This is a genomic window from Methanothrix sp., assembly GCF_030055635.1.
GTDB lineage: Archaea > Halobacteriota > Methanosarcinia > Methanotrichales > Methanotrichaceae > Methanothrix_B.
Genome location: NZ_JASFYM010000021.1, coordinates 1 through 22,822, shown reverse-complemented (window position 1 = coordinate 22,822; position 22,822 = coordinate 1). Strand labels below are relative to the sequence as shown.

24 protein-coding genes are annotated in these 22,822 nt (G+C 55.5%); 14 read left to right on the top strand and 10 right to left on the bottom strand.

All coding sequences use genetic code 11. The features are described from left to right. Positions 1–529: 529 nt before the first annotated feature. The gene (locus tag QFX31_RS08330) at positions 530–745 is read left to right on the top strand and encodes a hypothetical protein (protein ID WP_348531641.1); all 216 of its coding nucleotides are present in this window, start codon (positions 530–532) and stop codon (positions 743–745) included. Between the two features lie 58 nt (positions 746–803). Then, a complete protein-coding gene (gene thiL, locus QFX31_RS08325) occupies positions 804–1,730 on the top strand; it encodes a thiamine-phosphate kinase (protein WP_348531640.1) in 927 nt (308 codons plus the stop codon). Positions 1,731–1,843: 113 nt separating this feature from the next. Here the strand turns inward: thiL and moaC are convergent, their stop codons facing one another. Continuing rightward, positions 1,844–2,296: a cyclic pyranopterin monophosphate synthase MoaC gene (moaC, locus tag QFX31_RS08320; RefSeq protein ID WP_348531639.1), complete on the bottom strand. Its 453-nt coding sequence runs from the start codon at positions 2,294–2,296 to the stop codon at positions 1,844–1,846. Positions 2,297–2,339: 43 nt separating this feature from the next. Further along, positions 2,340–3,728 carry an NAD(P)H-hydrate dehydratase gene (locus tag QFX31_RS08315; RefSeq protein ID WP_348531638.1) on the bottom strand — a complete coding sequence of 463 codons (1,389 nt, stop codon included), beginning with the start codon at positions 3,726–3,728 and terminating at the stop codon, positions 2,340–2,342. A 408-nt stretch (positions 3,729–4,136) separates the two neighbouring features. Here QFX31_RS08315 and afpA point away from each other — a divergent pair, with 408 nt between their 5' ends. After that, positions 4,137–4,706 (top strand): archaeoflavoprotein AfpA, encoded by a 570-nt coding sequence (afpA, locus tag QFX31_RS08310; RefSeq protein ID WP_348531637.1) that lies wholly within the window; start codon positions 4,137–4,139, stop codon positions 4,704–4,706. A gap of 3 nt (positions 4,707–4,709) precedes the next feature. Here afpA and QFX31_RS08305 read toward each other — a convergent pair whose 3' ends face one another. The 3 genes from QFX31_RS08305 to purD form a co-directional block, all read right to left on the bottom strand. Then, positions 4,710–5,183: a hypothetical protein gene (locus QFX31_RS08305; RefSeq protein WP_348531636.1), complete on the bottom strand. Its 474-nt coding sequence runs from the start codon at positions 5,181–5,183 to the stop codon at positions 4,710–4,712. Between the two features lie 73 nt (positions 5,184–5,256). Then, positions 5,257–6,231 carry a bifunctional N(6)-L-threonylcarbamoyladenine synthase/serine/threonine protein kinase gene (locus tag QFX31_RS08300; RefSeq protein WP_348531643.1) on the bottom strand — a complete coding sequence of 325 codons (975 nt, stop codon included), beginning with the start codon at positions 6,229–6,231 and terminating at the stop codon, positions 5,257–5,259. Positions 6,232–6,387: 156 nt separating this feature from the next. Then, entirely contained in the window at positions 6,388–7,800 is a 1,413-nt protein-coding gene (gene purD / locus QFX31_RS08295) for a phosphoribosylamine--glycine ligase (protein WP_348531635.1), read from the bottom strand. 116 nt (positions 7,801–7,916) lie between these two features. Between purD and QFX31_RS08290 the strand changes: the two genes are divergently transcribed. After that, entirely contained in the window at positions 7,917–9,254 is a 1,338-nt protein-coding gene (locus QFX31_RS08290; protein ID WP_348531634.1) for a glutamine synthetase family protein, read from the top strand. A 43-nt stretch (positions 9,255–9,297) separates the two neighbouring features. Here the strand turns inward: QFX31_RS08290 and QFX31_RS08285 are convergent, their stop codons facing one another. Together QFX31_RS08285 and dapF are read right to left on the bottom strand one after the other, a co-directional pair. Continuing rightward, entirely contained in the window at positions 9,298–9,678 is a 381-nt protein-coding gene (locus tag QFX31_RS08285; protein WP_348531633.1) for an arsenate reductase ArsC, read from the bottom strand. Positions 9,679–9,758: 80 nt separating this feature from the next. Continuing rightward, positions 9,759–10,586 (bottom strand): diaminopimelate epimerase, encoded by an 828-nt coding sequence (gene dapF, locus QFX31_RS08280; RefSeq protein WP_348531632.1) that lies wholly within the window; start codon positions 10,584–10,586, stop codon positions 9,759–9,761. A 58-nt stretch (positions 10,587–10,644) separates the two neighbouring features. Between dapF and hxlA the strand changes: the two genes are divergently transcribed. The 3 genes from hxlA to gvpD all read left to right on the top strand — a co-directional run bounded on the left by hxlA (position 10,645) and on the right by gvpD (position 14,054). Then, positions 10,645–11,931: a 3-hexulose-6-phosphate synthase gene (gene hxlA, locus QFX31_RS08275; RefSeq protein ID WP_348531631.1), complete on the top strand. Its 1,287-nt coding sequence runs from the start codon at positions 10,645–10,647 to the stop codon at positions 11,929–11,931. A 303-nt stretch (positions 11,932–12,234) separates the two neighbouring features. After that, positions 12,235–12,612 (top strand): winged helix-turn-helix transcriptional regulator, encoded by a 378-nt coding sequence (locus QFX31_RS08270; protein WP_348531630.1) that lies wholly within the window; start codon positions 12,235–12,237, stop codon positions 12,610–12,612. A 77-nt stretch (positions 12,613–12,689) separates the two neighbouring features. Next, positions 12,690–14,054: a gas vesicle protein GvpD P-loop domain-containing protein gene (gvpD, locus tag QFX31_RS08265; RefSeq protein ID WP_348531629.1), complete on the top strand. Its 1,365-nt coding sequence runs from the start codon at positions 12,690–12,692 to the stop codon at positions 14,052–14,054. Between the two features lie 200 nt (positions 14,055–14,254). Here the strand turns inward: gvpD and QFX31_RS08260 are convergent, their stop codons facing one another. Beyond that, positions 14,255–15,469, bottom strand: a complete 1,215-nt coding sequence (locus tag QFX31_RS08260) for a proteasome-activating nucleotidase (RefSeq protein WP_348531628.1) — start codon at positions 15,467–15,469, stop codon at positions 14,255–14,257. A 49-nt stretch (positions 15,470–15,518) separates the two neighbouring features. Between QFX31_RS08260 and QFX31_RS08255 the strand changes: the two genes are divergently transcribed. The 6 genes from QFX31_RS08255 (at position 15,519) to QFX31_RS08230 (ending at position 20,904) form a co-directional block, all read left to right on the top strand. After that, positions 15,519–16,016 (top strand): multiprotein bridging factor aMBF1, encoded by a 498-nt coding sequence (locus tag QFX31_RS08255; RefSeq protein ID WP_348531627.1) that lies wholly within the window; start codon positions 15,519–15,521, stop codon positions 16,014–16,016. A 7-nt stretch (positions 16,017–16,023) separates the two neighbouring features. After that, positions 16,024–16,614, top strand: coding sequence for an L-threonylcarbamoyladenylate synthase (locus QFX31_RS08250; protein WP_348531626.1), 591 nt, complete (start codon positions 16,024–16,026; stop codon positions 16,612–16,614). Beyond that, entirely contained in the window at positions 16,611–17,546 is a 936-nt protein-coding gene (locus tag QFX31_RS08245; protein ID WP_348531625.1) for a nucleotidyltransferase domain-containing protein, read from the top strand. The genes QFX31_RS08250 and QFX31_RS08245 overlap by 4 nt, the downstream gene beginning before the upstream one ends. Positions 17,547–17,567: 21 nt before the next feature. Then, complete coding sequence (locus tag QFX31_RS08240) at positions 17,568–19,106, top strand: AMP phosphorylase (protein ID WP_348531624.1); 1,539 nt, start codon at positions 17,568–17,570, stop codon at positions 19,104–19,106. Positions 19,107–19,192: 86 nt separating this feature from the next. Further along, positions 19,193–20,047, top strand: a complete 855-nt coding sequence (locus tag QFX31_RS08235) for a histone deacetylase (RefSeq protein WP_348531623.1) — start codon at positions 19,193–19,195, stop codon at positions 20,045–20,047. 2 nt (positions 20,048–20,049) lie between these two features. After that, entirely contained in the window at positions 20,050–20,904 is an 855-nt protein-coding gene (locus QFX31_RS08230; protein ID WP_348531642.1) for an ARMT1-like domain-containing protein, read from the top strand. Here the strand turns inward: QFX31_RS08230 and QFX31_RS08225 are convergent. Further along, on the bottom strand, positions 20,895–21,572 hold the full coding sequence (locus QFX31_RS08225; protein ID WP_348531622.1) for a PAC2 family protein: 678 nt from the start codon (positions 21,570–21,572) through the stop codon (positions 20,895–20,897). The genes QFX31_RS08230 and QFX31_RS08225 overlap by 10 nt on opposite strands. A gap of 62 nt (positions 21,573–21,634) precedes the next feature. Next, positions 21,635–22,222, bottom strand: coding sequence for a hypothetical protein (locus QFX31_RS08220; protein ID WP_348531621.1), 588 nt, complete (start codon positions 22,220–22,222; stop codon positions 21,635–21,637). A gap of 224 nt (positions 22,223–22,446) precedes the next feature. On the opposite strand from QFX31_RS08220, the gene QFX31_RS08215 reads away from it, so the two are divergent. After that, positions 22,447–22,822, top strand: a 376-nt coding sequence (locus QFX31_RS08215) for a helix-turn-helix domain-containing protein (protein ID WP_348531620.1), incomplete at its 3' end; no start/stop codon positions are given.

The following is a 22,822-nucleotide window of genomic DNA, read 5'->3' as shown; positions in this document are numbered from 1 at the left end:
CATTGATCGCGTGTCTGTCTCCATCTAAGCTGCTCCTCTCTCCAAACCTGTGAGCCGGCTAAAAATGTTTGTCGCAGGCCATGCAGAGAAAATTGTTCGGAAAATGAATGTTAATGCGAAATGCAGGTACCAGCATACACAGCGCGGCGATCTGCCTCTCGCCGTGTTGCAAAGCGAATCCCGAGGAAAAGGGAACTGAAAGCATACACACTGCTATAGTTTAGTTTAACTCCTTCCCACGTTGCAAAGCGAATCCCGAGGAAAAGGGAACTGAAAGAGGACGTGAAGTACGCTCCTCAGGGCGCCAGCAAGATGTTGCAAAGCGAATCCCGAGGAAAAGGGAACTGAAAGGGTTCTGGGCTCATCTTGCAGAATGAGGCGAAGTCAACTGCAGATGGTTGGAGCTATCAGAGTTCGCCTCTCACGGTTCGACCACATCAGCCCACCCTCTGAATAGTAACAGGAGATGACAGTGGTAAAGAGCACCTTGATAACCGAGCAGTTACATAACGCAGTTCAGGAATGACATATGGATAGAAAGGAGCATCTGATCGAGGTCTGCCCGGTGTGCGGGAGCTCTGATATCTACTATGAGGCGGGTGGTTATGCTGGAAAGCTCTACCACTGCAAGAGGTGCGGCTACATCGGCGCGCTGGTGGTGGAGGCCGACAGCGCTATGATAGAGGCGATAAGATCTGAGTACGAGAAGGGGGCTGCGAGCAGAGAAGATTCCAAAGAGGACTGAAGCACAGCCATTTCAAAGTCATCAGAAGCTGTAAACTGCTGTGTGGGGAAGTTCTGGTATGAAATTCTCTGACATCGGAGAGCGCTCACTGATATCCAGGATCACAGAGATGCTGGGTGGGCTGGAGCACGACGACTGTGCGGTCATCGGAATTGATGGAGATTACCTTGTGGTCACAACGGACATGCTCCACAGGGAGACCGATTTTCCAGCACAGGCAACACCCTGGCAGATCGGCTGGATGTGCGCTGCAGTCAACCTGAGCGATATCGCGGCGATGGGTGCTGAACCTCTTGGAGTTCTGATCGCATCTGGTATCCCTCCTGAAACAGATGTCGGGTTCATAGATGAGATCTTCAGGGGCATCCGGGACTGTGTAGAGGCATACGGCACAGAGGTGCTAGGAGGCGATACAGATGCGCACAGGGAGCTCACAATATGCGGCACCGCTCTCGGTAGGGTATCGAGAGGGAGAATCCTGAGAAGAAGGGGGGCGCGACCCGGGGATCTTCTCTGCACCACCGGCTCTCTCGGCGGAGCCGGAGCTGGACTGAAGGCCCTGAACCTTGGCAGGATCGATCTCGCGCGCAGGCTTCTTGAGCCGCGCCCCAGGCTGCGGGAGGGCATCGCCCTCGCGGGGACAGGAGCTGTAACAGCGATGATGGACAACAGCGATGGTCTCGCTCTATCTCTTCACGATCTTGCCGAGGCCGGAGGTACCGGATTCGTGATCGAGTACGAGCGCATACCCATAGCAGACGAGGTCAAAGCGATCGCTGAGAGCGATGATGAGGCTCTGGAGATGGTTCTCAGAGCAGGGGGCGACTTCGAGCTTCTCTTCACCATAAGAGAGGAGAGGATCGATGATGCGAGAGAAGCCTGTGAATTCAGCGTGATAGGGCGTGCTGTAAAAAATGGTATATGGCTCGTGAGGGACGGCAGCAGGATGCAAATACCCAGGATCGGATATGAGCATGGCTCATAGTGAGATCTGATGTTAGTGCATTCACGTCACTGATGCACTAACATCCACTGCCGTATAGGACGGGAAATGCTGATCCTGGTCACACAGCCATCCTAGGACGAGCCTTTTCCGGCTCACAGATCCTTGACCTTCTCCTCGACGCGTATGCATTCGATCGATGTATCTGGATAGCACCCCTGCTCATCCTTCTCCAGAGACTTGACCATGTCCCATATTGTCAGGAGGGCCACAGATGCACCTGTGAGCGCCTCCATCTCGACCCCCGTTCTGCCGACAGATGTAACCCTCACCCTGACGCGAACAGCTGAATCCTCCAGGGAGATCTCCGTATCTACCCCTGTGATCGGGATGTTATGACACATCGGTATCAGGCGCGGGGTCTCCTTCACGGCATTTATCGCGGATATCCTGGCAGTAGTGAGGACATCTCCCTTGCTCACCCTCCCGGACGCGATCGCCTCGATCGTGCTGCGTCTGAGCCTTATCAGACCTGATGCGGTTGCAGTTCTCCTGACGGGAGGCTTATCGGTGATATCGACCATACCGGTGCTATCTCGTATTATCATAATTCCCCCATGTGCACAAGCATTGCAGGGACCTTCCACGACTTCAGATCATCATCGCCTCAGGTATCTTGTCTATGAGATCCGTGGCCACCATCCCGAAATCCTTCTCGCGGTACACCAGATCCCCGGCCCTGCCGTTGACGAATGCTGCTGCTGAGGCAGCCCTCATCGCATCCGCCCTCGCGTAGAACGCACCTGTTATGCCTGCAAGAACATCGCCGGTCCCTCCGACGGTCATTCCCGGGTTTCCGGTGGTGTTCCCCCTCACGATCTCTCCATCTGTGATTATGTCCATCCTTCCCTTGAGGAGGACGACAAGCTTCCTATCGCGTGCGAATCTCCTCACCACCTCGATCCTCTCCCTTCCCTTGGGGAGATCCACCCCGCTTATGCGCCTGAACTCTCCGGCATGGGGCGTCACTATCCCCTTCAGCGGCATATCGGGCTGGAGTGCGTCTGCATCGATCACAACCCTATCGCAGAGCGGGAGTATCTGCGATACCGCCTCAAGTGTCTCCGCATCCCTCCCCAGACCCATGCCGATGACAACCACATCATGTCTCGGTATCAGGCTCTTCAGGATCTCGAGGTCGGCCATGCACAGCCTGTCAGACGTCAGGGGCCGGACGATCATGTTTGGCGAGAATGAGGCTATCGTACCTGCGACGCTCCTCGGCGCCGCGACTGTGACTATGTCGGCGCCCGCGCGGAGGGCGGCCATCGCAGAGAGCGCAGGAGCGCCCGTGTAGGGTCCGCCGCCGATCACCAGTATCCTTCCGCTGTCCCCCTTGTGGCTCTCGGGCCCCCGTCTCCCCAGAAGCCTGAGATCACCGGGGCCGACGAGGAACTCGGCCATTCTCGGTATGCCGATGCTCACGACTCTGAAATCGCCCTTCATCCCGATCTTCGGGCGGTGAAATGTCACTGTGATCTCTGGAGAGACCTCTTTTCCGGTGCCCATTCCGCTTGGCACGTCGACGGAGACGATGCGCTTTCCGCAGGAGTTGATGAGATCTATGACCTCCCCCTCAAGTCCCTTTATTGGGCCGCGAACACCTGTGCCGAATAGGGCGTCTACGACAACATCATACCCACTGAGATCGATCTCGCTCACGTCCGTGATCTCCCTGAGATCGAGCTCGAGGCGTCTGAGCACATCCCAGTTTCTCCTGGCCTCCTCTGTGGCTATATCCCTCGCGCGCCCGATGAGGAATACAGTAACATCGTGATCATCGAGATGCCGTGCTGCCACAAACGCATCCCCGCCGTTGTTTCCTCTGCCGGCGATTATGGCCACTCTCCTTCCTCCGATCCTCCTGATCTCACCGGCGAGCGCTGCTCCAGCGTTCTCCATGAGCTGTATAGTGGAAATGCCAAGGTACGCGCAGTTCGCATCTATCGCGCCCATCTCCTCTGCTGAAATATAGCGCATGCGTCGTCATTACTGCGGCGGTGGTGTTAAGGATATCGTTGTGAACCTGTCTGAAATGGCATCGCTCTCATGTGCTTGGCAACATGGAGTCCATGCAGTAGCTGTGAGCACTCATCCATCTTCCAGGAGCGCGTGCTGTGTTGGATAAGTCATGAAAATACGCAAGCAGAAGACGATTTCAGGAATGCATGGATAATAGATCAGAATCGATATCTTGGGACGTCATCACTGGAGGTTATCCAACACAGCAGGATCGCGTAGAAGACCAGTGCCATTTCCGGCAGGTCGTCGTATGGATAAGAGCGGTATGGCATAACAGATCAAGAATCCTGGAGATCACATGCTATTCTCGATGACGAACCGGATGTTATCGAAAATTTTATGCAGATCCTGAGCGTGATGAATATCATGCCTGACAGAAAACCAAAGGTGGCGTGGGGGATAACCGGAAGCGGTGACAGGCTGCCGGAGATTGTGGAGATGATGAAGAATGTCCAGGAAATGTACAGGGATGCTGTGGATATCAGGGTCTACATATCGAGGGCAGGGGACCAGGTGATCAAGTACTACAAGCTCTTCAACGAGCTTGAGGCGAGCTTCGACAAGATCTGGGTGGAGGCGAATGCGAACGCGCCTTTCCTGGCCGGACAGCTTCAGCTCGGAAAGTTTGTTTTTCTCATAATAGCGCCTGCAACATCCAACACAGTGGCCAAGATCTCCCTGCGCCTGGCCGACACGCTTCTGACCAATGCAGCGATAATGGCGCAGAAGGCCTACGTGCCGCTGTACATAATGCCATCCGACTACGAGGAGGGTGTCACCACCACGAAGCTGCCTGACGGAAGGGATCTGAGGCTCAGGATCCGGCGTGAGGACGTGGAGCACGTGAAGCGCCTGGAGGCGATGGAGGGGACATTTATTTTGAGAAGAGTTGACGAGATCCCCGCGGTCTTCGAGAAGCACTTCGGCAGGCCTTGACCGTCAGCTCTGCCAGAGAGAAACGAGAGCACCCACAGCCAGCGCGATGAGCATCTCCTCAGCCCCGAAGCCAGGAGCAGTCCTCACCTTTTTTGCCTCCTCTGCATCCTCATAGCTGGCAGTACTGAACGATTCTGCCGGGCTCGCAATTATGCCCTCTATCACATCCAGGACGACAAGATCGCTGTCTCCACCAGCGTAGATGTTGATAATCTGAATGTCTATACGCTTCACGCCGTAGTACACAAAGTGATCCCCGATTCCGAGCACGGATGATGAGACCGGAGACCCGCTGCTGTAAAGCGAGAGCCAGACCTTGCCTGCCTGTGGATCCACATCCTCCACCACAAGAGTCAGGTTCCCTGCGAACTGAAGCGCTTCTCCAGTGGTCAGCATGACAGTCACACCGCAGGATCCAGGATACACTAACGCGCACAGAATAATCACAAGCTGTAGCACTTTTAAGGGTGATCTCATGCCAGACCTCCATCTCCGCCTGCGATATGATTTAAGGACATAGAATCGATCTCCTGCATATTGACTGCGGGTCTCATACCCATCTCACCTCGATCTCATCTGTCCTGTAATTAGGCCTGACGCCGGAGCTCTCAAGCGGTGTGCTCACGCCGCTCTTGAGCATCAACAGACCTGTATATGCTATCATCGATCCATTATCGCCCATGAAGCGTTTCTCTGGAAGATAAAATCTCGCACCGCGCTCCTCGCACATCAGCCTCAGCATCTCTCCGAGCCGCTGGTTGGCCCCGACGCCGCCGACAAGCATCGCCTCCCTCTTCTCCGCATGAGCCATAGCACGCTCGGTGACCTCGACAAGCATCGCGAACGCGGTCTCCTGGAGGCTGTAGCAGACATCCGCCAGATCGTATCTCCTGGCGGCCTCTGTTGCAGCGGTCGCAAGCCCCGAGAATGAGAAGTCCATCCCCTTCACGGTGTATGGAAGCGGTATGTAACCCTTTGCTCTTCTCGCAAGCTCCTCTATCCTCGGCCCTCCAGGATGTGGCAGGCCGACGGAGCGCGCGAACTTGTCCAGCATGTTCCCCACGCTGATATCCAGGGTCTCGCCGAAGATCCTGTAGCGACCGCGCCTGAGGGCGAGAACCTGGGAGTTGCCCCCGCTCACGTACAGCACAGCCGGATCCCTGGCGCCCGTCTTCCACTTCCCTACCTCAATATGAGCTATGCAGTGGTTCACGCCGACGAGGGGAACCTTGAACTTCAGGGCGAGAACCCTGGCCGCAGTCGCGACCGTCCTCAGGCACGGCCCGAGGCCGGGTCCCTGTGAGAACGCAACCCCATCTATCTTTATTCCGAGCTCCCTGGCGCTCCTGATCACATCCCTCAGCAGCGGGCCGATGTGCTCTGAGTGGTGCTGCGCCGCCTCCCTCGGATGGATGCCACCCCTTGCAGGCGTGTATGTTGCAGCCCTCTCTATGATCACATCATCCTCGTTCACGATCGCTGCACTCAGATTCCAGGCTGTGCCCTCAATACCAAGGACGTACATGGCAGTCTCCATTGTTTCTGAAATGACCATCCTCTATGATATTTTCTCCACAACCGCGTGCCTCAAACACAGGACCTCCATCTCATTATGCGTTTCGACTGATCCCATGGCCCAAAGCCGCGATTAAGATCGCCAAGAAGTCCGTCAGGGGACTGCTCACAGGTAATCAAGACCTATATCCCTGCGGTACCGCATCCCATTGAACCTTATCCTCTTGATATTGTCGTATGCCTTCGATCTCGCCTCTGATAGCGATGCACCCTTTGCGACCAGGGTCAGGACCCTTCCGCCAGTTGTGTAGATCTTTCCTGAATCACCAAACGCGGTTCCGTTGTGGTACACCAGAACATCCGGATCAACCGTGTCCAGGCCTCTTATCGGGATGTTTGTGTAATGGGCTCCGGGATACCCGGGCCGCTCCTCGGATCCGCTGGAGAGCGGCTTTACAACGCGGCCGCTCACAGCGCAGACGCCGAGATGGTACTCAGGGCTCCACTCGAGCTCGATCTCGTTGAGACTTTGGTCGAGAACCGCGCGTGACAGCTCGTACATGTCTGTTCTGAGCCTGGGGAGGATCACCTCGGCCTCAGGATCCCCGAGGCGGACGTTGATCTCCAGGACGTAAGGCTCTCTCACCCCATCACGCTCCACGATCATCAGGCCGAAGTAAATGAATCCCCTGTACCTCAAACCCATATCGTAGACCCTGCGCATCGTCGGCCTGGCTATCCTGGACATGATCACATCTCTGAGATCATCATCCAGCCAGGGATGCGGAGAGAAGCCGCCCATCCCGCCGGTGTTCGGGTTGTTATCGAGGTTGGGATTCCCTGAGAGCCTGTTGAAGAGCCTTATCGCTGCAGTCTCATCAGGCGCAAAGGCCTGCTTGTAGTCCATCGCAGACTCAAGCGGAAGTATGTTTTTGCCATCCGCGATGGCGAAGAACATCAGCTCCCTTCCCTCGAGCCTCCTCTCGATCTCGATCTTATTTCCAGCGTCCCCGAAGATCCTGGGATCGACCATGATCCTCTTCACTGTGGATAAAGCCTCCTCTCTGGAGGAGCAGACCACAGACCCCTTGCCAGCTGCGAGGCCGTCCGCTTTCACCACGAGGTTCTCCCCCGGGTGGCTGTCGTAAAACTGATTCACGAACTCCTTCGCCTCATCAGGATCATCGAAGTTCCTGTAGGGCGGCACCGGCACCCCGATCTCCCTGAGGAGATCCTTCGTCCAGCATTTGGAGCCCTCAAGGAGAGCAGCACGCCTCTCCGGGCCCACTATAGCCAGCCCGCGCTCCTCAAACGCATCCACTATGCCCGCGGAGAGGTACCCCTCCGGGCCCACGAACGTTAGATCGATCCTGTTCCTCTCCGCAAACGATAGCATTTCATCAATGCCCCTGATCTGGGATCCATCTGCCTGGGAGCATTTTTGCAAGAGACTGCTCCCAGCGTTTCCCGGAGCCACGAAGACCCTCTCAACTGATGGGCTCCTTGCGAAGGCGTGAGCAATCGCGTTGCCCCTTCCTCCTGCATCGACTACAAGAATTCTTGCGCCAGCCATCTGCATCCAACTCGAGCGGGAAAGGCGTGCAGATAATATTTATAAGCCATCCCCCAATCATGCCACAGATCAGGCGACTCTGAGCGCCGCTGGTTTATCTCACGCTCAGAAATTGCGCCACGATGGTGGTGTTGTATTTGCAGACTCAGGAGAGGCTGTTGGAGATAATACGCGACAGAAATGTCGAGTTCATAAGGCTGCAGTTCACAGATATACAGGGTATAGTCAAGAATGTTGCTATCCCCGTCACACAGCTCGGGAAGGCTTTCAAGACCGGCATATCTTTTGATGGATCCTCGATTGAGGGCTTCGCGAGGATCCAGGAATCTGATATGGTGTTGAAGCCGGATCTGGACACATTCTGCATACTGCCCTGGAGATCCATGGGCGGGGCGAACGAGGCCAGGCTCATATGTGATGTTTACACATCAAAAGGTGTTCCCTTCGAGGGGGATCCCAGGTATGTTCTCAAGAGAAACCTCGAGGTCGCTGCTAAGATGGGCTACACTATGAACGTCGGCCCGGAGCTGGAGTTTTTCCTCTTCGAGAGGGAGAATGGATCAGGCACAAGGCCACACGACTTCGGCGGCTACTTCGATCTCGGCCCTGTGGATCTGGCAGAGGATGTCAAGAGGGAGATCGTGAGGGTGCTCATAGAGATGGGGTTCACCGTAGAGGCGGCGCATCATGAGGTCGCAAGGGGCCAGCATGAGATAGACTTCGTTTATGATGATGCCCTCCGCAACGCTGACAAGGTCGTCACCTTCAAGTATGTCACAAAGACGATCGCGCTGAAGAACAACCTGCGCGCGACGTTCATGCCCAAGCCGATATACGGCCAGGCGGGATCGGGAATGCACGTCAACATCTCCCTCTTCCGAAAGGGAGAGAACGCGTTCTTCGATCCCGAGAGGCCCTACAACCTCAGCGACCTCGGGCGGTACTTTGTGGGTGGGTTGCTAGAGCACGTTCCTGCTGTGACTGCGGTAACAAACCCGCTGATAAACTCCTACAAGCGTCTCGTCTCCGGATTTGAGGCACCCGTGTACATCAGCTGGTCCGGGCCGAACAGATCGTCTCTCATAAGAGTTCCAGCAGCTAGGGGTCTCTCGACCCGCATAGAGTTCAGGTCTCCAGATCCATCATGCAACCCGTACCTGGCGTTTGCAGCGATACTCGCAGCCGGTCTGGATGGAATACGCAGGGGAATAGATCCGGGAGATCCGATGGATGTCAACCTCTACGAGCTCTCAGAGGCCGAGCTTGATAGGCTTGGTGTCAGGATGCTGCCGTCAAACCTGCATGAGGCGCTCGTCGCCCTTGAGGAGGACAAGGTAATAAGAGAGGCCCTGGGAGAGCATGTCGTCAACAATCTCCTCAGGCTCGGAAACCTCGAGTGGAGGAGCTACAACACATACGTCCATCAGTGGGAGATCGATCGGTATATCAACATAATCTGAGCCCTGGTTCTGTGTGCCCATTATCTTGGGCAGCTCCAGCCTCTCAGAACGTCTCCTCGATCCATCTTTTTATCTCGTCACGCACGCGCCTGAAGGCGTTCATCCCGCCACCTGCAGGGTCCGGGAAGGCTCTGTGCATGTGAACTCCTGGAATGAAAGGACAGGAATCTCCAGCATCGCAGAGTGTTACGATGGTATCGAAATGAACATCCCTCAGGCCCTCGAGCCCCTTCGATCGCTGCTCTGATATGTCGATGCCTATCTCAGCCATCGCCCTCACAGCATCCGGATCAACCCCTGTGGGCTCGGTTCCCGCGCTGTACGCCTCGTACCTATCTCCTCTCAGCGCCCTGAGAAGAGCCTCCGCCATCTGAGATCTCGCGGAGTTGTGAACGCATACGAAGAGCACCTTCTTCTTGTCCATGAGAGTTTGTATGAGATTCCTCTATAAAGTGCATCCTCATGTAAAATCACACCTGAGCGGTCGACCATATGCTCCTGCATCTACAGTATCTCATTGGAGATGACGCCCCTGCACACGGTCACAGCCGGCCCCTCCATGAAGGCCCTGTCACCCACGAACGAAATGAGCAGGGGCCCGCCCCTTGTCCTGACCTCGACCGAGTCACCCACAAGGCCGAGCCTCCGGGCGACCGCAGCTGCGGCCACAGAGCCTGTGCCGCATGATAGCGTCTCGGCCTCGACCCCGCGCTCGAACGTTCTCACTTCCAGATGCTCTCCGGGTCTAACAAAGTTCACGTTCGCCCCCTCAGGGAAGCATGAGCTGTGTCTGATCTTCGGGGCCAGTCGCTCTACAGGAAGGTCAAGACTATCAACGAATATCACGGCGTGCGGGACGCCGGTGTTAACGGCAGACACCTCGAAGCCGTGAATTGGCACCTTAATAAACACCCCCTCCCCCTCAGCGGGTATCTCGGAGCGCTCGAATCTGGGGACGCCCATCTCAACCCTCGCCCAGAACACGCCACGATCCCTCCTGACCTGGATGGGTATCACGCCGGCCAGCGTCTCAACAGAGAAGCTCTCTCCCACATATCCGCTCTCCCATGCGTGCTTTGCGAGGCAGCGTATGCCATTACCGCACATCTCAGCCTCAGACCCATCTGGCTGGAGGAGACGCATGCCGATGTCCGCTTTTTCTGAGGGCACCAGAAATATAACACCATCACCGCCCACGCCGAAGTTGCGGTGACAGAGAATCCTGGCTGCTTCGTTTTTCTCATCGTCCGGTATCCTCTTCCCGTTCATCTCATCTATGAGTATGAAGTCGTTCCCGTTTCCATGAAGCTTCACGAACTCCAGCTGGTTCATGTCATCTCATTGAGACCTCCCTTTATATCCCTCTTCCCGGAATGGTATCAGGGTGGTGATGGATATCAGGCCGATTCTGCAGGTTGCTCTGGATCTTCTCGAGATCGATCGGGCTGTTGAGATAGCGAAAGAGGCGATAGCGGGCGGGGCGGACTGGATCGAGGCAGGCACTCCGCTGATCAAGAGCGAGGGGATGGATGCGGTCCGCGAGCTCCGGCGCACTCTTCCCGGAACCAAGATTGTTGCTGACATGAAGACCATAGACACAGGCGCCATGGAGGTCGAGATGGCTGCGAAGGCCGGCGCAGATATCGTGGCGCTGCTCGCGATATCCGATGATTCGACGATTCAGGACGCGCTCCGCGCCGCGAGGAAGTACGGTGTGGAGATAATGGTCGATCTCCTCTCCACGCCGGATCCGGTGAAGCGCGCGAAGGAGCTTCAGGATCTCGGGGTGGACTACATCTGCGTGCACGTCGGCATAGATCAGCAGATGGTTGGAAAGAGCACCATCGATCTCCTCAGGGAGGTTGTCCAGGTCGTCAGCATTCCGGTGGCTGCTGCCGGAGGCATAGATGTGAACTCCGGCAGGGACGCGATCTTCTACGGGGCATCTATAGTGATAGTCGGAGGCAACATAACAAGATCGGCGGATGTCACAGGTTCCGCCCGCAGGATCAGAGAGGCTATAGACCATGTCGAGGGCGCTGGCACCTCCCGGAGGAGCCTGGAGGAGGAGATGATCTCCATATTCAGGGAGGTCTCAACGCCGAACATAACCGATGCGATGCACCGCAAGGGGGCGATGCGCGACATACTCCCGATAATTCCGGGGACGAAAATCGTAGGAACTGCGATCACAGTCCAGACATTCGAGGGCGACTGGGCAAAGACTGTGGAGGCCATAGATGAAGCAGGCCCCGGAAAGGTCATCGTCATCTACAACGGCAGCCGCTATGTTGCGCCCTGGGGTGGACTTGCGACGCTGAGCTGCATGCAGAAGGGTGTCGAGGGAGTTGTGATCGATGGAGCTGTCAGGGATGTGGACGAGATCCGCAGGCTCAATTATCCGGTGTTCGCCAGCGCCATAACCCCCACAGCGGGAGAGCCGAAGGGAATGGGCGAGATAAACGTGGAGATCGTCTGCGGAGGGCAGGTTGTCCGTCCAGGGGATTACATTGTAGGAGATGACTGCGGTGTGGTGGTTATACCGAAGGAGAGGGCCTATGAGATCGCAAGAAGGGCTAAGGAGGTTGAGAAGAACGAGAGCAGGCTCTTCGAGGAGATAAGACGGGGAAGGACGCTCTCAGAGGTCGCAAAGCTGAAGAAGTGGGAGAAGCTCTGATCAGGAGCTCGTGGCAGGTTTTCTCTGGCCGTATTCGATAACACACATCCCCTCCATATCTAACAACAATGCTGCACTGAATGCTATGATTCGATGATGGAGTGGCAGGGCGCAAACCCGGTCTTCAGGCCGGAGAGGAGGTCACACGCCTGAGCGATCCCAAGGAGGAGCGCACGAACCGATGTGTCACAATGGCATGCCAGTCATTCACTAAATAATTTTATCTAGTTGTTCCTCCATACAGTCTCTTGTACGTACTACATACAGGAAAATTTATGAGCTTGACTGGAGCGAGATGACTGGATGCTCGCCGCGATCATGGTGGATGCGATGTCCTATAAAGAGAGGATCCTCAAGGCGATTCAGGAATCCAAGGATGGTCTGACAACGGTAGAGGTGGCCAGGCAGGCAGGGGTGAGCAAGACGACGGTCATAAAGTACCTCTCCGTTCTCAGATCAGAGGGCAAGTGTGAGTATGTCGAAGTCGGCCCCTCGAAGCTCTGGCGCGCTGTGACCCCCAAAAAGGAGATATGCAAGCGCGATATAGAGCCATGTGAGGTGGAATCTGTCTCCGTCAAGCCACCAGACGATAGCGGGATGGTCTCCATCTCATTCAGGGTCAGGGCTGATCAGCTCTCTGCGCTTCTCAAGCAGATACAGTCGATAGAGGGCAAGTGCTGAGATGGTCCAAAATCGCATAAATGGTAATACTATATATATGATGATTGCTACAAGAGGGTGGTGGTTGGAGGGAACCCATGCGCATACCCGCTGAGATACACAGGTTTTTTGATATCGGCGAGGGTCAGACCCTCCTGATAAAAGGCCTGCCTGGAACCGGCAAGACCACGCTCGCATTTGAGATACTGAATGAGATGTGCGAGAAGAGAAATGGGATGTACATCTCCACGCGTGTCGATCCCGACAGGCTCTACAGGACGTTTCCCTGGATAAAGGAGATCGTGCCGCCGAGAAATGTCGTTAACGCAACGCAATCAAAGCTTCTCCAGACTCTGAGAGACATCTCCGGAGGGATACCGACATACGATACAGTCCTGGATTTCTTCCGCGTCCTCTTCGAGGATGTGGAGGATATGGAGAGCCCGATCATAGTCTTTGACAGCTGGGATGCGCTGATGAACTACGTCTCTCCGATGATAAAAGAGCGGCAGAGCTTCGAGCAGAACATATGCGAGTTCGCGAGGGACATGGGGATCCACATCATCTTCGTCAGCGAGTCTGCGGATCTGATGCCGCTCGACTACATAGTCGACGGCGTTGTTTACATGGAGCACTTCAGGATCGCCGGAACTCCATCTTCTGCTTTGCGGGACAGCGGCATGAGGACCAGATACGCCCGCGAGATCAGGCTCGAGAAGCTACGTGGTGTCGAGATTCTACAGCGCGCATTCACAGCAACGCTTCATGGCGGCAGGTTCCAGTGCTTCACTCCATGCGTTGAGGAGGTTGACGTCAGGATCGGCGGAGATCACATTAGAATACCGGATCCGACAGAGGATTGCGCATCTACTGGAATTCCACAGCTCGATGAGATAACCGGCGGTCTGAAGTATGGGTCTTGCAATGTTCTTGAGATAAATCATGGGGTTGGCAAGCGCTACTACCACATACTCACTGCCCTTGCTTCAAACGCTCTGAAGAACGGGAGGGCTGTATGCATAATCCCCTCGATAGGTTACCAGCTCAGCCCCAGGGACATCTTCGTGCCGACGAACGTCCGTGTTGTCCAGCCGCAGGGGGACGATATTGTTTCCTGGGGAAAAGAGCTGCTCGGCATATGGGATGAGCTGCGGGATCGCAGCGGCCGGCCAATTCTAAATATAATCGGAATGGACGCGATGGAGTTCGCCTTCGGCTACAGGCAGCTTCTCAACATAGCGAACAGGCTGATCAACCAGTGGAAGGAGACGAACGACATAAATCTCCTGGTCGTCAAGACCGGCCAGGAGAGCATCAACATGGCGATTCACGTCGCAGACACATACTTCGTCGTAAACGAGCTTAACGGCGGTCTCTGCATGTACGGCGTGATCCCGCGCACCGAGCTCTACAATATGAGCTTCGAGGGCGGGAGCAGGATCTGCCTGACGCCGATAGTTTAAACTCCCTCTTGCTGTGTTGGATAACCCCCGGGATAACGTCTAAAGATATCGATTTCGATTTATTCTTCACACGTTCCTGAAATCGTCGCGGATTTTCATAACTTATCCAACACAGCAACTCCCTCAGGAACCGTTGCAGCTCCTTTACTCATATCGCCCACTGGATGACATCGCTCGGCGCAGCAGGAACGCGGTGAACCTCATGCGTAGTTCGGGAGATCCGGCTCCTCGCATGTTCCATGCGTATCCGCCTGAAGCACCCTGGCGATCGCCCGCTCGAAGTCCCTCTGGAGCACCTGCGTTCTCTCCTCGCGTATTGCAGACATTCCAGCCTCGGTGACTATCGCCTTCAGATCCGCTCCGCTCGCGTTCTCTGTGAGATCAGCTATGCTTTTCAGATCCACATCAGGGCCGAGGTTCATTCCCTTTGTGTGGATCAGTAGAATCGCGTACCTGCCATCACGGTTGGGCAGAGGGACGTATATCGCCCTGTCGAACCTTCCGGGACGCAGCAGGGCAGGATCGAGCATGTCGGGTCTGTTGGTTGCGCCTATTATCTTGACCTCTCCGCGCGGATCGAACCCGTCCATCTCAGCAAGCAGCTGCATCAATGTCCTCTGGACCTCGCGGTCGCCGCTTGTCGCTCCATCGATCCGCCTGGAGCCTATCGCATCGAGCTCATCTATGAATATGATCGCAGGAGCCCTGCTCTTTGCGAGATCGAAGAGCTCCCGGACAAGCCTGGCCCCCTCACCAATGTACTTCTGGACGAACTCGCTCCCGACCACCCTCAGGAAGGTCGCCTCTGTGCTGTTGGCCACGGCCTTTGCGAGAAGGGTCTTTCCAGTGCCCGGGGGCCCATAGAGAAGAACGCCCTTTGGCGGCTCGATCCCCACCGCCTGGAAGAGATCCGGTCTCTTGAGAGGAAGCTCCACGATCTCCCTGAGCTCGGCGATCTGGCTGTCGAGGCCGCCGATGCTGTCAAAAGTGACATCAGGCACCTCCTCGACCTCCATGCCGAAGACCATGGGATCGCGCGGCGATGGAAGCACGCACATCACTGCGAACGTCTGCTGGTTCAGGCCGACCTGCACGCCAGGCCGGAGCTCCTCCTCGATGAACTGTGAGACGCTCACGACAAGTCTCGGGCCTGTGCTCGATTTCACTATCACCCTGCTCTCGTCGAGGACCTCCACAACAGTGCCGACGATCATGGGCCCGACACGCAGACGCTCCAGCTCGCTGCGGAGCTTCCGGGCCTCGCGCTCGTACTTGAGCTTCTGGTTCTCTATGAGCCGCTTCTCGCCCTCCGCGCGGTCCTTCTGCTCCCTCAGGGCGAGGTTGCGCTCCTCAAGCTGCTTCATCCTGTCCAGGATGTACTTCGAGAAGTCGGGTCCACTTTGAGGCTCGTTCATCCCATCTCCAAAGCTTATTAAACTCCGAGGGCTATAAAAGATTTCCGAGATGAGAGAGATGGGCGATAGGCAATGTGAGATCTGCGGCGCAGACATCTCTGGCTCTCCCGAGAGGATAGTGATCGACGGCTCGGTTCTTGAGGTATGCAAGAGCTGCGCTCGCTTCGGCAAGCCTGAGGACAAATGGTCTCCTGTTCCGAGAAAGATCGTGCCTGTGGAGAGGAGCTTCCGCGTGCAGAAGCCAAAGCCACGCGACCACTTCAGAGACTTTGTGGAGGTAGTGCCGGATTATGGAAATATTATAAAAAATGCCAGGGAGAGCATGAATCTCTCTCTCGAGGATCTGGCTCTCAGGATAAAGGAGAAGGCATCCCTTCTGAGAAAGATCGAGCGCGAGGAGCTTGTCCCCGAGGATGACGTGAGGAAGAAGCTGGAGAAGGAGCTCAGGATAAAGCTCACCGAGGAGGCGACCGAGGAGCGGCTCAAATCGAGGGGCGGATCGAAGGTTCTGACGCTAGGGGATATCGCAAACATCAGGAAGAGATGATGTCTCGATGGTCATCATCGGAGGCGTAGACGAGGCTGCAAGATGCATACTCTCAGGCGGAATTGTGGTGTATCCCACAGAGACAGTTTATGGTATAGGGGCGAACGCCCTTGATGAGAGGAGCATCGCAAGGGTTTACGCGATCAAGAGGCGCCCCCTCGATAAACCGATATCCATAGCTGTATCAAGCTTCGAGATGCTCTGTGAGGTGGCAGATGTCCGGCCTGAGGATCTGGATATTATGAGAAGACTTCTGCCCGGGCCTGTGACGTTTCTTGTGCGTAAGAGATCGATCGTCCCGGATATGCTCACATCCGGGTCTCAGCTTGTCGGAATCAGGTACCCTGATCATGAGATCGCGCTCAGGCTCATCGAGATGACCGGGCCGATCACGTCCACAAGCGCAAACATCACCGGCGCCCAGTCGCCATCGGATCCACGGGCCATCGATCCGGAGATTTTATCTCGGGTGGACATGCTCATCGACGGAGGGAGATGCAGATACGCCATACCATCCACCCTTGTGGACCTATCCACCAGGAGGATCCTGAGGGTGGGCGCTATGGCGGATCGGGTTGCAGAGGTAATAGGGCGATGAGAGCCAGAATCAGGGACTTTCTTGAGAGCAGGGACGGATGGATCTTCTCGGTTGTGGATTATCTCCATCCAGATGGCGTGAGATCCCTGCTTAGGTACATCCCGGATGAATCAGGGGAGAGGATCGCAGGGGGTACAAGATACAGAAAGCTGGATTTCGATGAGGCTTTTGATTTTCTCAGGGTGAGGCGTCCTGATTACGTCAGGGATGTTCATGTGGTACCGTTCGATGATGTGAGGAGGTTCTTCAGGCCGGCTGATGAGCTGCCACGGGTGAGAGCTGAGGATGAGAGGGTAGGGAAGATCGTTGAGATACTGGAGGAGCACGGCGTCCCTGAGAGATGCATCGGGATCACGGGATCAATGCTTCTGGGCCTTCACAGCAGCTCATCAGACATAGATCTGGTTGTCTATGGAAGCGCCTGGTGGAGGGCGAGGGATGCCATAGCAGATGCAAAGCGCAGCGGCTCGATTCAGGAGCTGGATAGCGCAACATGGATGAAGATCTACATGAAGAGGAAGCCCTCGATCCCCTTCGATGAGTTCGTGGCGCATGAGATGCGCAAGGGCAACCGTGGGATGGTAGACGGCACGTACTTCGATCTGCTCTTCACAAGAGACTGGGATGAGATCGAGCCGGTAGCCAGAGGCAGAGCTCTCCGGAGAAGCAGAATAGTCGCGGAGGTGACAGATGCGAGATACGCCTTCGACAGCCCGGGTATTTTCAGGCTTGATCATGAGGTCGGGGAGATACTCTGCTACTCCCACACATACGCTGGCCAGGCATTCGAGGGGGAGATGATCGAGGCATCCGGTGTGATCGAGGAGACCACGAATGGCCTGAGGATGGTTGTCGGCACGACTAGGGAGGCTAAGGGCGAGTGGATACGCTCGCTGACGCTCATGTCGAGCCTGTCCAGAGGGTGTGGGTGAACAGATGAACAGGTGGTGGAAATGTTCGAGGTCGTTCCTTTCGATATAGAGATCGGGCAGTACAAGGTCATGCTCAACATCGCAGATGCAAGAGCGATGGGCCTAAACCCGGGAGACAGGGTTCGGGTGAGAACCAGAGGCGCATCACTGACCGCGATTCTTGACGTGACCGGACAGATGATTAGGCAGGGTCAGGTCGGCATATTCACAGAGGCGTTCAGGGATCTGAAGGAAGCGAAGAGCGTGGAGATATCACCGGCGCCCAGGCCTGCCTCGATATCTTACATAAAGATGCTGATGGATAAACAGAAGCTGAGCGAGGACCAGATCAGGAGCATAGTGAGAGATATTGTCGACAACAACCTGAGCGAGATCGAGCTCTCGGCATACATCACAGCATCGTACATCCATAACCTGGATCCACAGGAGACGGAGTGGCTCACCAGGGCGATGATAGAGACCGGCGAGAGGATTTACTTCGATAAGCATCCTGTTGTGGACAAGCACAGCATAGGCGGGGTTCCCGGGAACAAGGTATCGATGCTCGTGGTTCCGATCGTCGCAGCCTCGGGCCTGCTCATACCGAAGACAAGCTCGAGAGCGATAACGGGCGCCGGAGGGACCGCGGATCTGATGGAGGTGCTCGCGCCCGTGGAGTTCACGGCCGATGAGATCAAGGAGATCACCGAGACCGTCGGAGGGGTTATCGCATGGGGCGGCGCCACGAACATAGCGCCAGCTGACGACAGGTTGATAAAGGCAGAGTATGCCCTCGCCATCGATCCCTACAGCCAGATGCTCGCGTCGATAATGGCGAAGAAGGGGGCAGTCGGGGCTGATGCAGTGGTTGTCGATATGCCCACCGGCCCCGGAACGAAGCTGGAGACGCCGGAGAAAGCGAGGACGCTCGCGAAGGACCTCACAGACCTCGGAGAGCGGCTGGGGATCAGGGTGGAGTGCGCAATGACCTTCGGCGGGTCTCCAGTCGGTCGCACAGTGGGGCCGGCTCTCGAGGTCAGGGAGGCTTTAAGGATGCTGGAGACGGGCGAGGGGCCGAACAGTCTGAGAGAGAAGAGCCTTGCCCTCGCAGGCATACTCCTGGAGATGGGAGGGGTCGCGGCCAGGGGCGATGGGTACAGGGCCGCGGAGGAGATACTGACGAGCGGAAAGGCCCACAGGAAGCTCATGGAGATCATCGAGGCTCAGGGCGGGGATCCGAAGATAAGGAGTGAGGACATCCAGATCGGAGAGCATCAGAAGCAGATACTCTCCCCGACGAACGGATACGTGGTCGCATTCTACAATAAGAGAATCATAGAGATCGCAAGAGCCGCGGGCGCGCCCGCTGACAAGAAGGCGGGAGTGATAATACACAAGAAGATGGGGGAGATCGTGAAGAAGGGCGAGCCGCTCCTGACGATATGCTCCAGCACCGACTGGGAGCTTGAGTGCGCGGTGAAGATGTGCTCGATGAGGGACGCGCTGGAGCAGCCGCCGATAGTCGTGGAGGGCATGCTGCTCGAGAGGTATCCGATCGAGAGGTACCCGAGAACGATATGAAGGATAGTGCAGGCTGGTCGCTGGCGTTTACCGGAGCGCTCAGCTTGACCGCTGCCTATAGGACAACAAAAAGCGGAGGGATTCACATGGAGAAGATGAAGGTAGCTGTTGTTTACCACGAGGATTTTCCAGTGCACGGATACTCTGTGCTGAAGGACAGGATCAGGCCATCCTTCGACGCCCTCATGAGCTCCGGGCTTGTGGATGGCGTTGATGTTCAGGTATTCAGACCCCAGCCAGCGCCGGTGGAGCTCGTGGCCGAGGCGCACACAGAGAACCACATGCGCAACATGAGGCATGACCCGCACTGGAACGTCGCTCTGCTATCCGCGGGAAGCGTCCTGATGGCATCTGAATTGGTGGTCTCAGGAAAGGCGGAGTCCGCATTCGCCTACACGGGAACAGCAGGCCATCACGCATCCAGGGGAAGCTGCTGGGGGTTCTGCTACTTCAACGATGTCGCGATAACGATACTCAAGCTCCGCAAGATGGGCCTCAAGCGGTTTCTGATAATAGATGTGGACCCGCATTTCGGAGACGGAACCAGAGACTTCTTCGGGAACGATCCGGATGTGTTTCACATAAACTTCCACTCCGGATCGCAGAAGGAGTTCGATCGCGAGAGGAACAACTACGATTTTGGAATAGGATGGAATGCGAACGACGAGACGTTTTTGAGGGAGCTGGAGAACGCGCTGAAGCTCACAGAGGGTTTTGATTACCAGGTGTGCTTTGTGATCTTCGGGCATGATTCCCATACAGATGACTACGGCGGATTCGACCTCACGCTGAATGCGTATCCGAAGATGGCGAGCATGATCAAAAAGGCGGTCGATGGCAAACCGCTGGTGTTCGTGCTCAGCGGCGGCTCGAACCCGGATGTGGCGCGCCGCGCAATTCCGGATGTGATCGCTGTTCTGGCTGGACGGTGGCCGTATTGAGGATGGCGTCGAGCTGCTACATATGCATCCTGGAGAGGGCCGGATTCGAGTGCGAGCTCCTCTCACTGCCGGAGGATCTCAGCCTTGCTGCGATCCACGAACTCCTGGATTTCATGGCCTCGCACAAAGGGGATGTGCCTGCCATTGTTGGAACAGAGCGCGAGCTCATAATCAAGAGGGTGAGTGGCGTCGCGGATCCGTACAGGCGACTGAAGGAGGAGAGCAACGCGGTCGCCCGTGCTCTTCTTCCTGTTGCTGTGAGGTTCTACGATGAGAACGAGGATAAGATGGAGGCTCTTGTCAGAATCGCGGCAGCCGCGAACTCGATGGAGTTCGGGGTGAGGGGTCACGAGTTCGATAACAGATCATTCTCATCAGTCTTCGAGGAGACCCTGAGAGAGGATCTGGCTGGGGATCTGGATGCCCTGAAGAAGCTCCTGGCCGGGTCCTCGAAGATATTTTACCTGACAGACAATGCTGGAGAGGTCGTCTTCGATCTCTTTGTGATAGAGAAGCTCAGGGGTATGGGGAAGAGGGTGGTCATAGGCCCGAAGGCAGAGCCGATACTGAATGATGTGACGGCTGATGAGCTGAGGGAGATGACGGATGCGGAGATGGTGCCCACGGGCGGTGTGGTTGGGATATATCTTGACAGGATAAATCCTGAGGCTAGGAGACTGCTTTTCGATCCTGAGTGGCTGGTGATCGCGAAGGGCATGGGCAACTTCGAGACGATCAGCGAGTTTGAGGGCTCCCTGAAAGGCAGGCTGATCTACATCCTCAGGGCGAAGTGCGAGCCGGTCGCACGCGCTAACAGGGTTCGCCGGGGATCTCTTGTCGCGAGGGCCTACCTGTAGAGCATCTCCTCATCCTCGCACTCCTCTACCTCCGGAGCCTCCTCTTCCTCTTCTTCCTCCTCGATCTCGAGCTGTGAGACGTCTATCTCCATCTGGAGGAGGTTTTTAAGCGAGAGTAGCAGGTTTCTAGCTGCTCTAAGATCCACAAGTCTGTCCCCGGATGTCGTCCCGAGGATGCAGAATCCTCTGAGGCCGTAGAGCGGGGCCATGCCAGCTACGATCCCATTCATCCCGCCTATTATGCTGCTGGGCATCACAGCTATGCCCGCGTTTTTCAGGAGCTCCACCGCAGCAGCATCTGTGGCGGTACCCACAACGTTCTCATGAACAGCCCCCACATATGCTGCGAGCGTCACGACATCCCTCACCCCCATCTCCCTGAGCTCTCTGAGAACCTCGCCAGCGAGCCTGTTCATCCCCAGGACCTCAAGCGGCTGGGCATCTGATGTGAGCAGAATGATATCGTCTCTCCCCTCCGGGGAGAAGACGTCGAGCGTGAAGAGCCTGGCAACCCCTTCCTGTATCAGGACCTGTGGAGGGAAGCCGCTGAAGGGCAGCGTCATGATCATTCTGGAATTCGTATAGCTTATCAGGTAATCGACCGCGACCTTCCCGACGCTGCCTATCCCCGGGAAGCTCACAACTGCCACCTTTCTCTCGAAGAGCATCGCCTCCAGGGTTGGAGGTGCGGATATAACATGGTTTCGGATCAAAAATTGAATGGGCGAGATCACTCGCCTACTACACCGATGAGCCAGTTCACTGGAATCGTCTGGTTATCTCTTATGAGTTGGGCGTTAACATATTCTTTTGTGACTCTGTTGTATATAAACGAGTTCCCATTTACATTTTCAAGTTCTGCAAGTGTTAAAACAGCTCCTCGGTCATAGAATATGACATAGAAGTCGCCATTGACTGTAATCGATGGAACTTCTATTACAGCTACGCCAAATCCCGTGGGAAATGTAAAGTAATCAATTTGCACATCAGACCAGTGGTGTATAAGATTGAGATCCTTATCTCTGATCTCGAGGGATATCGTCTCGCTGGGGGGGAGTGTATTTTCGGTCTCATTCCATCCATCAGTTCCTGGAATATGCACCTCCTTTATCTTCCAATTTTGACTTGGTGCCGTGAACTTTACCATCTCACCCATACCACCCGGACCAAGCATTACGGGTCTCACAGTTGTGTCGTTTAAGCTCTTTCCGCTGTACGACCATAGCATTTTGGTCTCCGCAGCGACAACTCCCGAGAAAAGGAGAACCGCAGCGCAGAACAAAGCCGAAAACGCAATCTTTTTCCGCATATTGGTCACCCATCCTAATTTTGCAGCATACTTATATAGATGCTGCTCTGTTAGTAGAAACTACAGAAAAATTGTTTTTCTGTTTTCGGGAAAGTCTTAAAGAAATATTTATATGTCAAATCGACTACACATAACATGGTGATAATATGCGAGGCAGACTCAGACAAATTTTAATTGCATCTCTAGTGCTCTATAACAAAATATTTTAACCATTACGTTGATCTACCCAGACTATGGGCAGAAAGAGACTGCATGAAGTGAGTCTGAAAGAAGGCGAACGGGAGGAGCTTGAGAGCTTCATCAGGAAGGGTAAAGCCTCTGCGAGGAGTCTGACGCGTGCGAGGATACTGCTTCTTGCTGATGAGGGTTGGAGCGACAAAGAGATAGTGGATGTGTTGAAGGTTTGCAGGGGTACGGTGCGTAATACACGTGACAGGTACTGGAAGGGTGGTCTTGATTGCGCGCTGAACGAGAAGCCGCGTAGTGGAGCGCCACCCAAGATAGATGGTCGGGCTGAAGCAGAGCTGACGCTTCTTGCGTGCTCCGATCCGCCAGAAGGCAGATCAAGATGGACCATCATGCTTCTCAGAGACAAGCTTGTTGAGATGG

Excerpts from the sequence above, each read along its gene's own strand:
- QFX31_RS08330 (WP_348531641.1), top strand. The coding sequence starts at position 530 with ATGGATAGAAAGGAGCATCTGATCGAGGTCTGCCCGGTGTGCGGGAGC.
- thiL (WP_348531640.1), top strand. The coding sequence starts at position 804 with ATGAAATTCTCTGACATCGGAGAGCGCTCACTGATATCCAGGATCACA.
- moaC (WP_348531639.1), bottom strand. The coding sequence starts at position 2,296 with ATGATAATACGAGATAGCACCGGTATGGTCGATATCACCGATAAGCCT.
- QFX31_RS08315 (WP_348531638.1), bottom strand. The coding sequence starts at position 3,728 with ATGCGCTATATTTCAGCAGAGGAGATGGGCGCGATAGATGCGAACTGC.
- afpA (WP_348531637.1), top strand. The coding sequence starts at position 4,137 with ATGCCTGACAGAAAACCAAAGGTGGCGTGGGGGATAACCGGAAGCGGT.
- QFX31_RS08305 (WP_348531636.1), bottom strand. The coding sequence starts at position 5,183 with ATGAGATCACCCTTAAAAGTGCTACAGCTTGTGATTATTCTGTGCGCG.
- QFX31_RS08300 (WP_348531643.1), bottom strand. The coding sequence starts at position 6,231 with ATGTACGTCCTTGGTATTGAGGGCACAGCCTGGAATCTGAGTGCAGCG.
- purD (WP_348531635.1), bottom strand. The coding sequence starts at position 7,800 with ATGCAGATGGCTGGCGCAAGAATTCTTGTAGTCGATGCAGGAGGAAGG.
- QFX31_RS08290 (WP_348531634.1), top strand. The coding sequence starts at position 7,917 with ATGGTGGTGTTGTATTTGCAGACTCAGGAGAGGCTGTTGGAGATAATA.
- QFX31_RS08285 (WP_348531633.1), bottom strand. The coding sequence starts at position 9,678 with ATGGACAAGAAGAAGGTGCTCTTCGTATGCGTTCACAACTCCGCGAGA.
- dapF (WP_348531632.1), bottom strand. The coding sequence starts at position 10,586 with ATGAACCAGCTGGAGTTCGTGAAGCTTCATGGAAACGGGAACGACTTC.
- hxlA (WP_348531631.1), top strand. The coding sequence starts at position 10,645 with ATGGATATCAGGCCGATTCTGCAGGTTGCTCTGGATCTTCTCGAGATC.
- QFX31_RS08270 (WP_348531630.1), top strand. The coding sequence starts at position 12,235 with ATGCTCGCCGCGATCATGGTGGATGCGATGTCCTATAAAGAGAGGATC.
- gvpD (WP_348531629.1), top strand. The coding sequence starts at position 12,690 with ATGCGCATACCCGCTGAGATACACAGGTTTTTTGATATCGGCGAGGGT.
- QFX31_RS08260 (WP_348531628.1), bottom strand. The coding sequence starts at position 15,469 with ATGAACGAGCCTCAAAGTGGACCCGACTTCTCGAAGTACATCCTGGAC.
- QFX31_RS08255 (WP_348531627.1), top strand. The coding sequence starts at position 15,519 with ATGAGAGAGATGGGCGATAGGCAATGTGAGATCTGCGGCGCAGACATC.
- QFX31_RS08250 (WP_348531626.1), top strand. The coding sequence starts at position 16,024 with ATGGTCATCATCGGAGGCGTAGACGAGGCTGCAAGATGCATACTCTCA.
- QFX31_RS08245 (WP_348531625.1), top strand. The coding sequence starts at position 16,611 with ATGAGAGCCAGAATCAGGGACTTTCTTGAGAGCAGGGACGGATGGATC.
- QFX31_RS08240 (WP_348531624.1), top strand. The coding sequence starts at position 17,568 with ATGTTCGAGGTCGTTCCTTTCGATATAGAGATCGGGCAGTACAAGGTC.
- QFX31_RS08235 (WP_348531623.1), top strand. The coding sequence starts at position 19,193 with ATGGAGAAGATGAAGGTAGCTGTTGTTTACCACGAGGATTTTCCAGTG.
- QFX31_RS08230 (WP_348531642.1), top strand. The coding sequence starts at position 20,050 with ATGGCGTCGAGCTGCTACATATGCATCCTGGAGAGGGCCGGATTCGAG.
- QFX31_RS08225 (WP_348531622.1), bottom strand. The coding sequence starts at position 21,572 with ATGCTCTTCGAGAGAAAGGTGGCAGTTGTGAGCTTCCCGGGGATAGGC.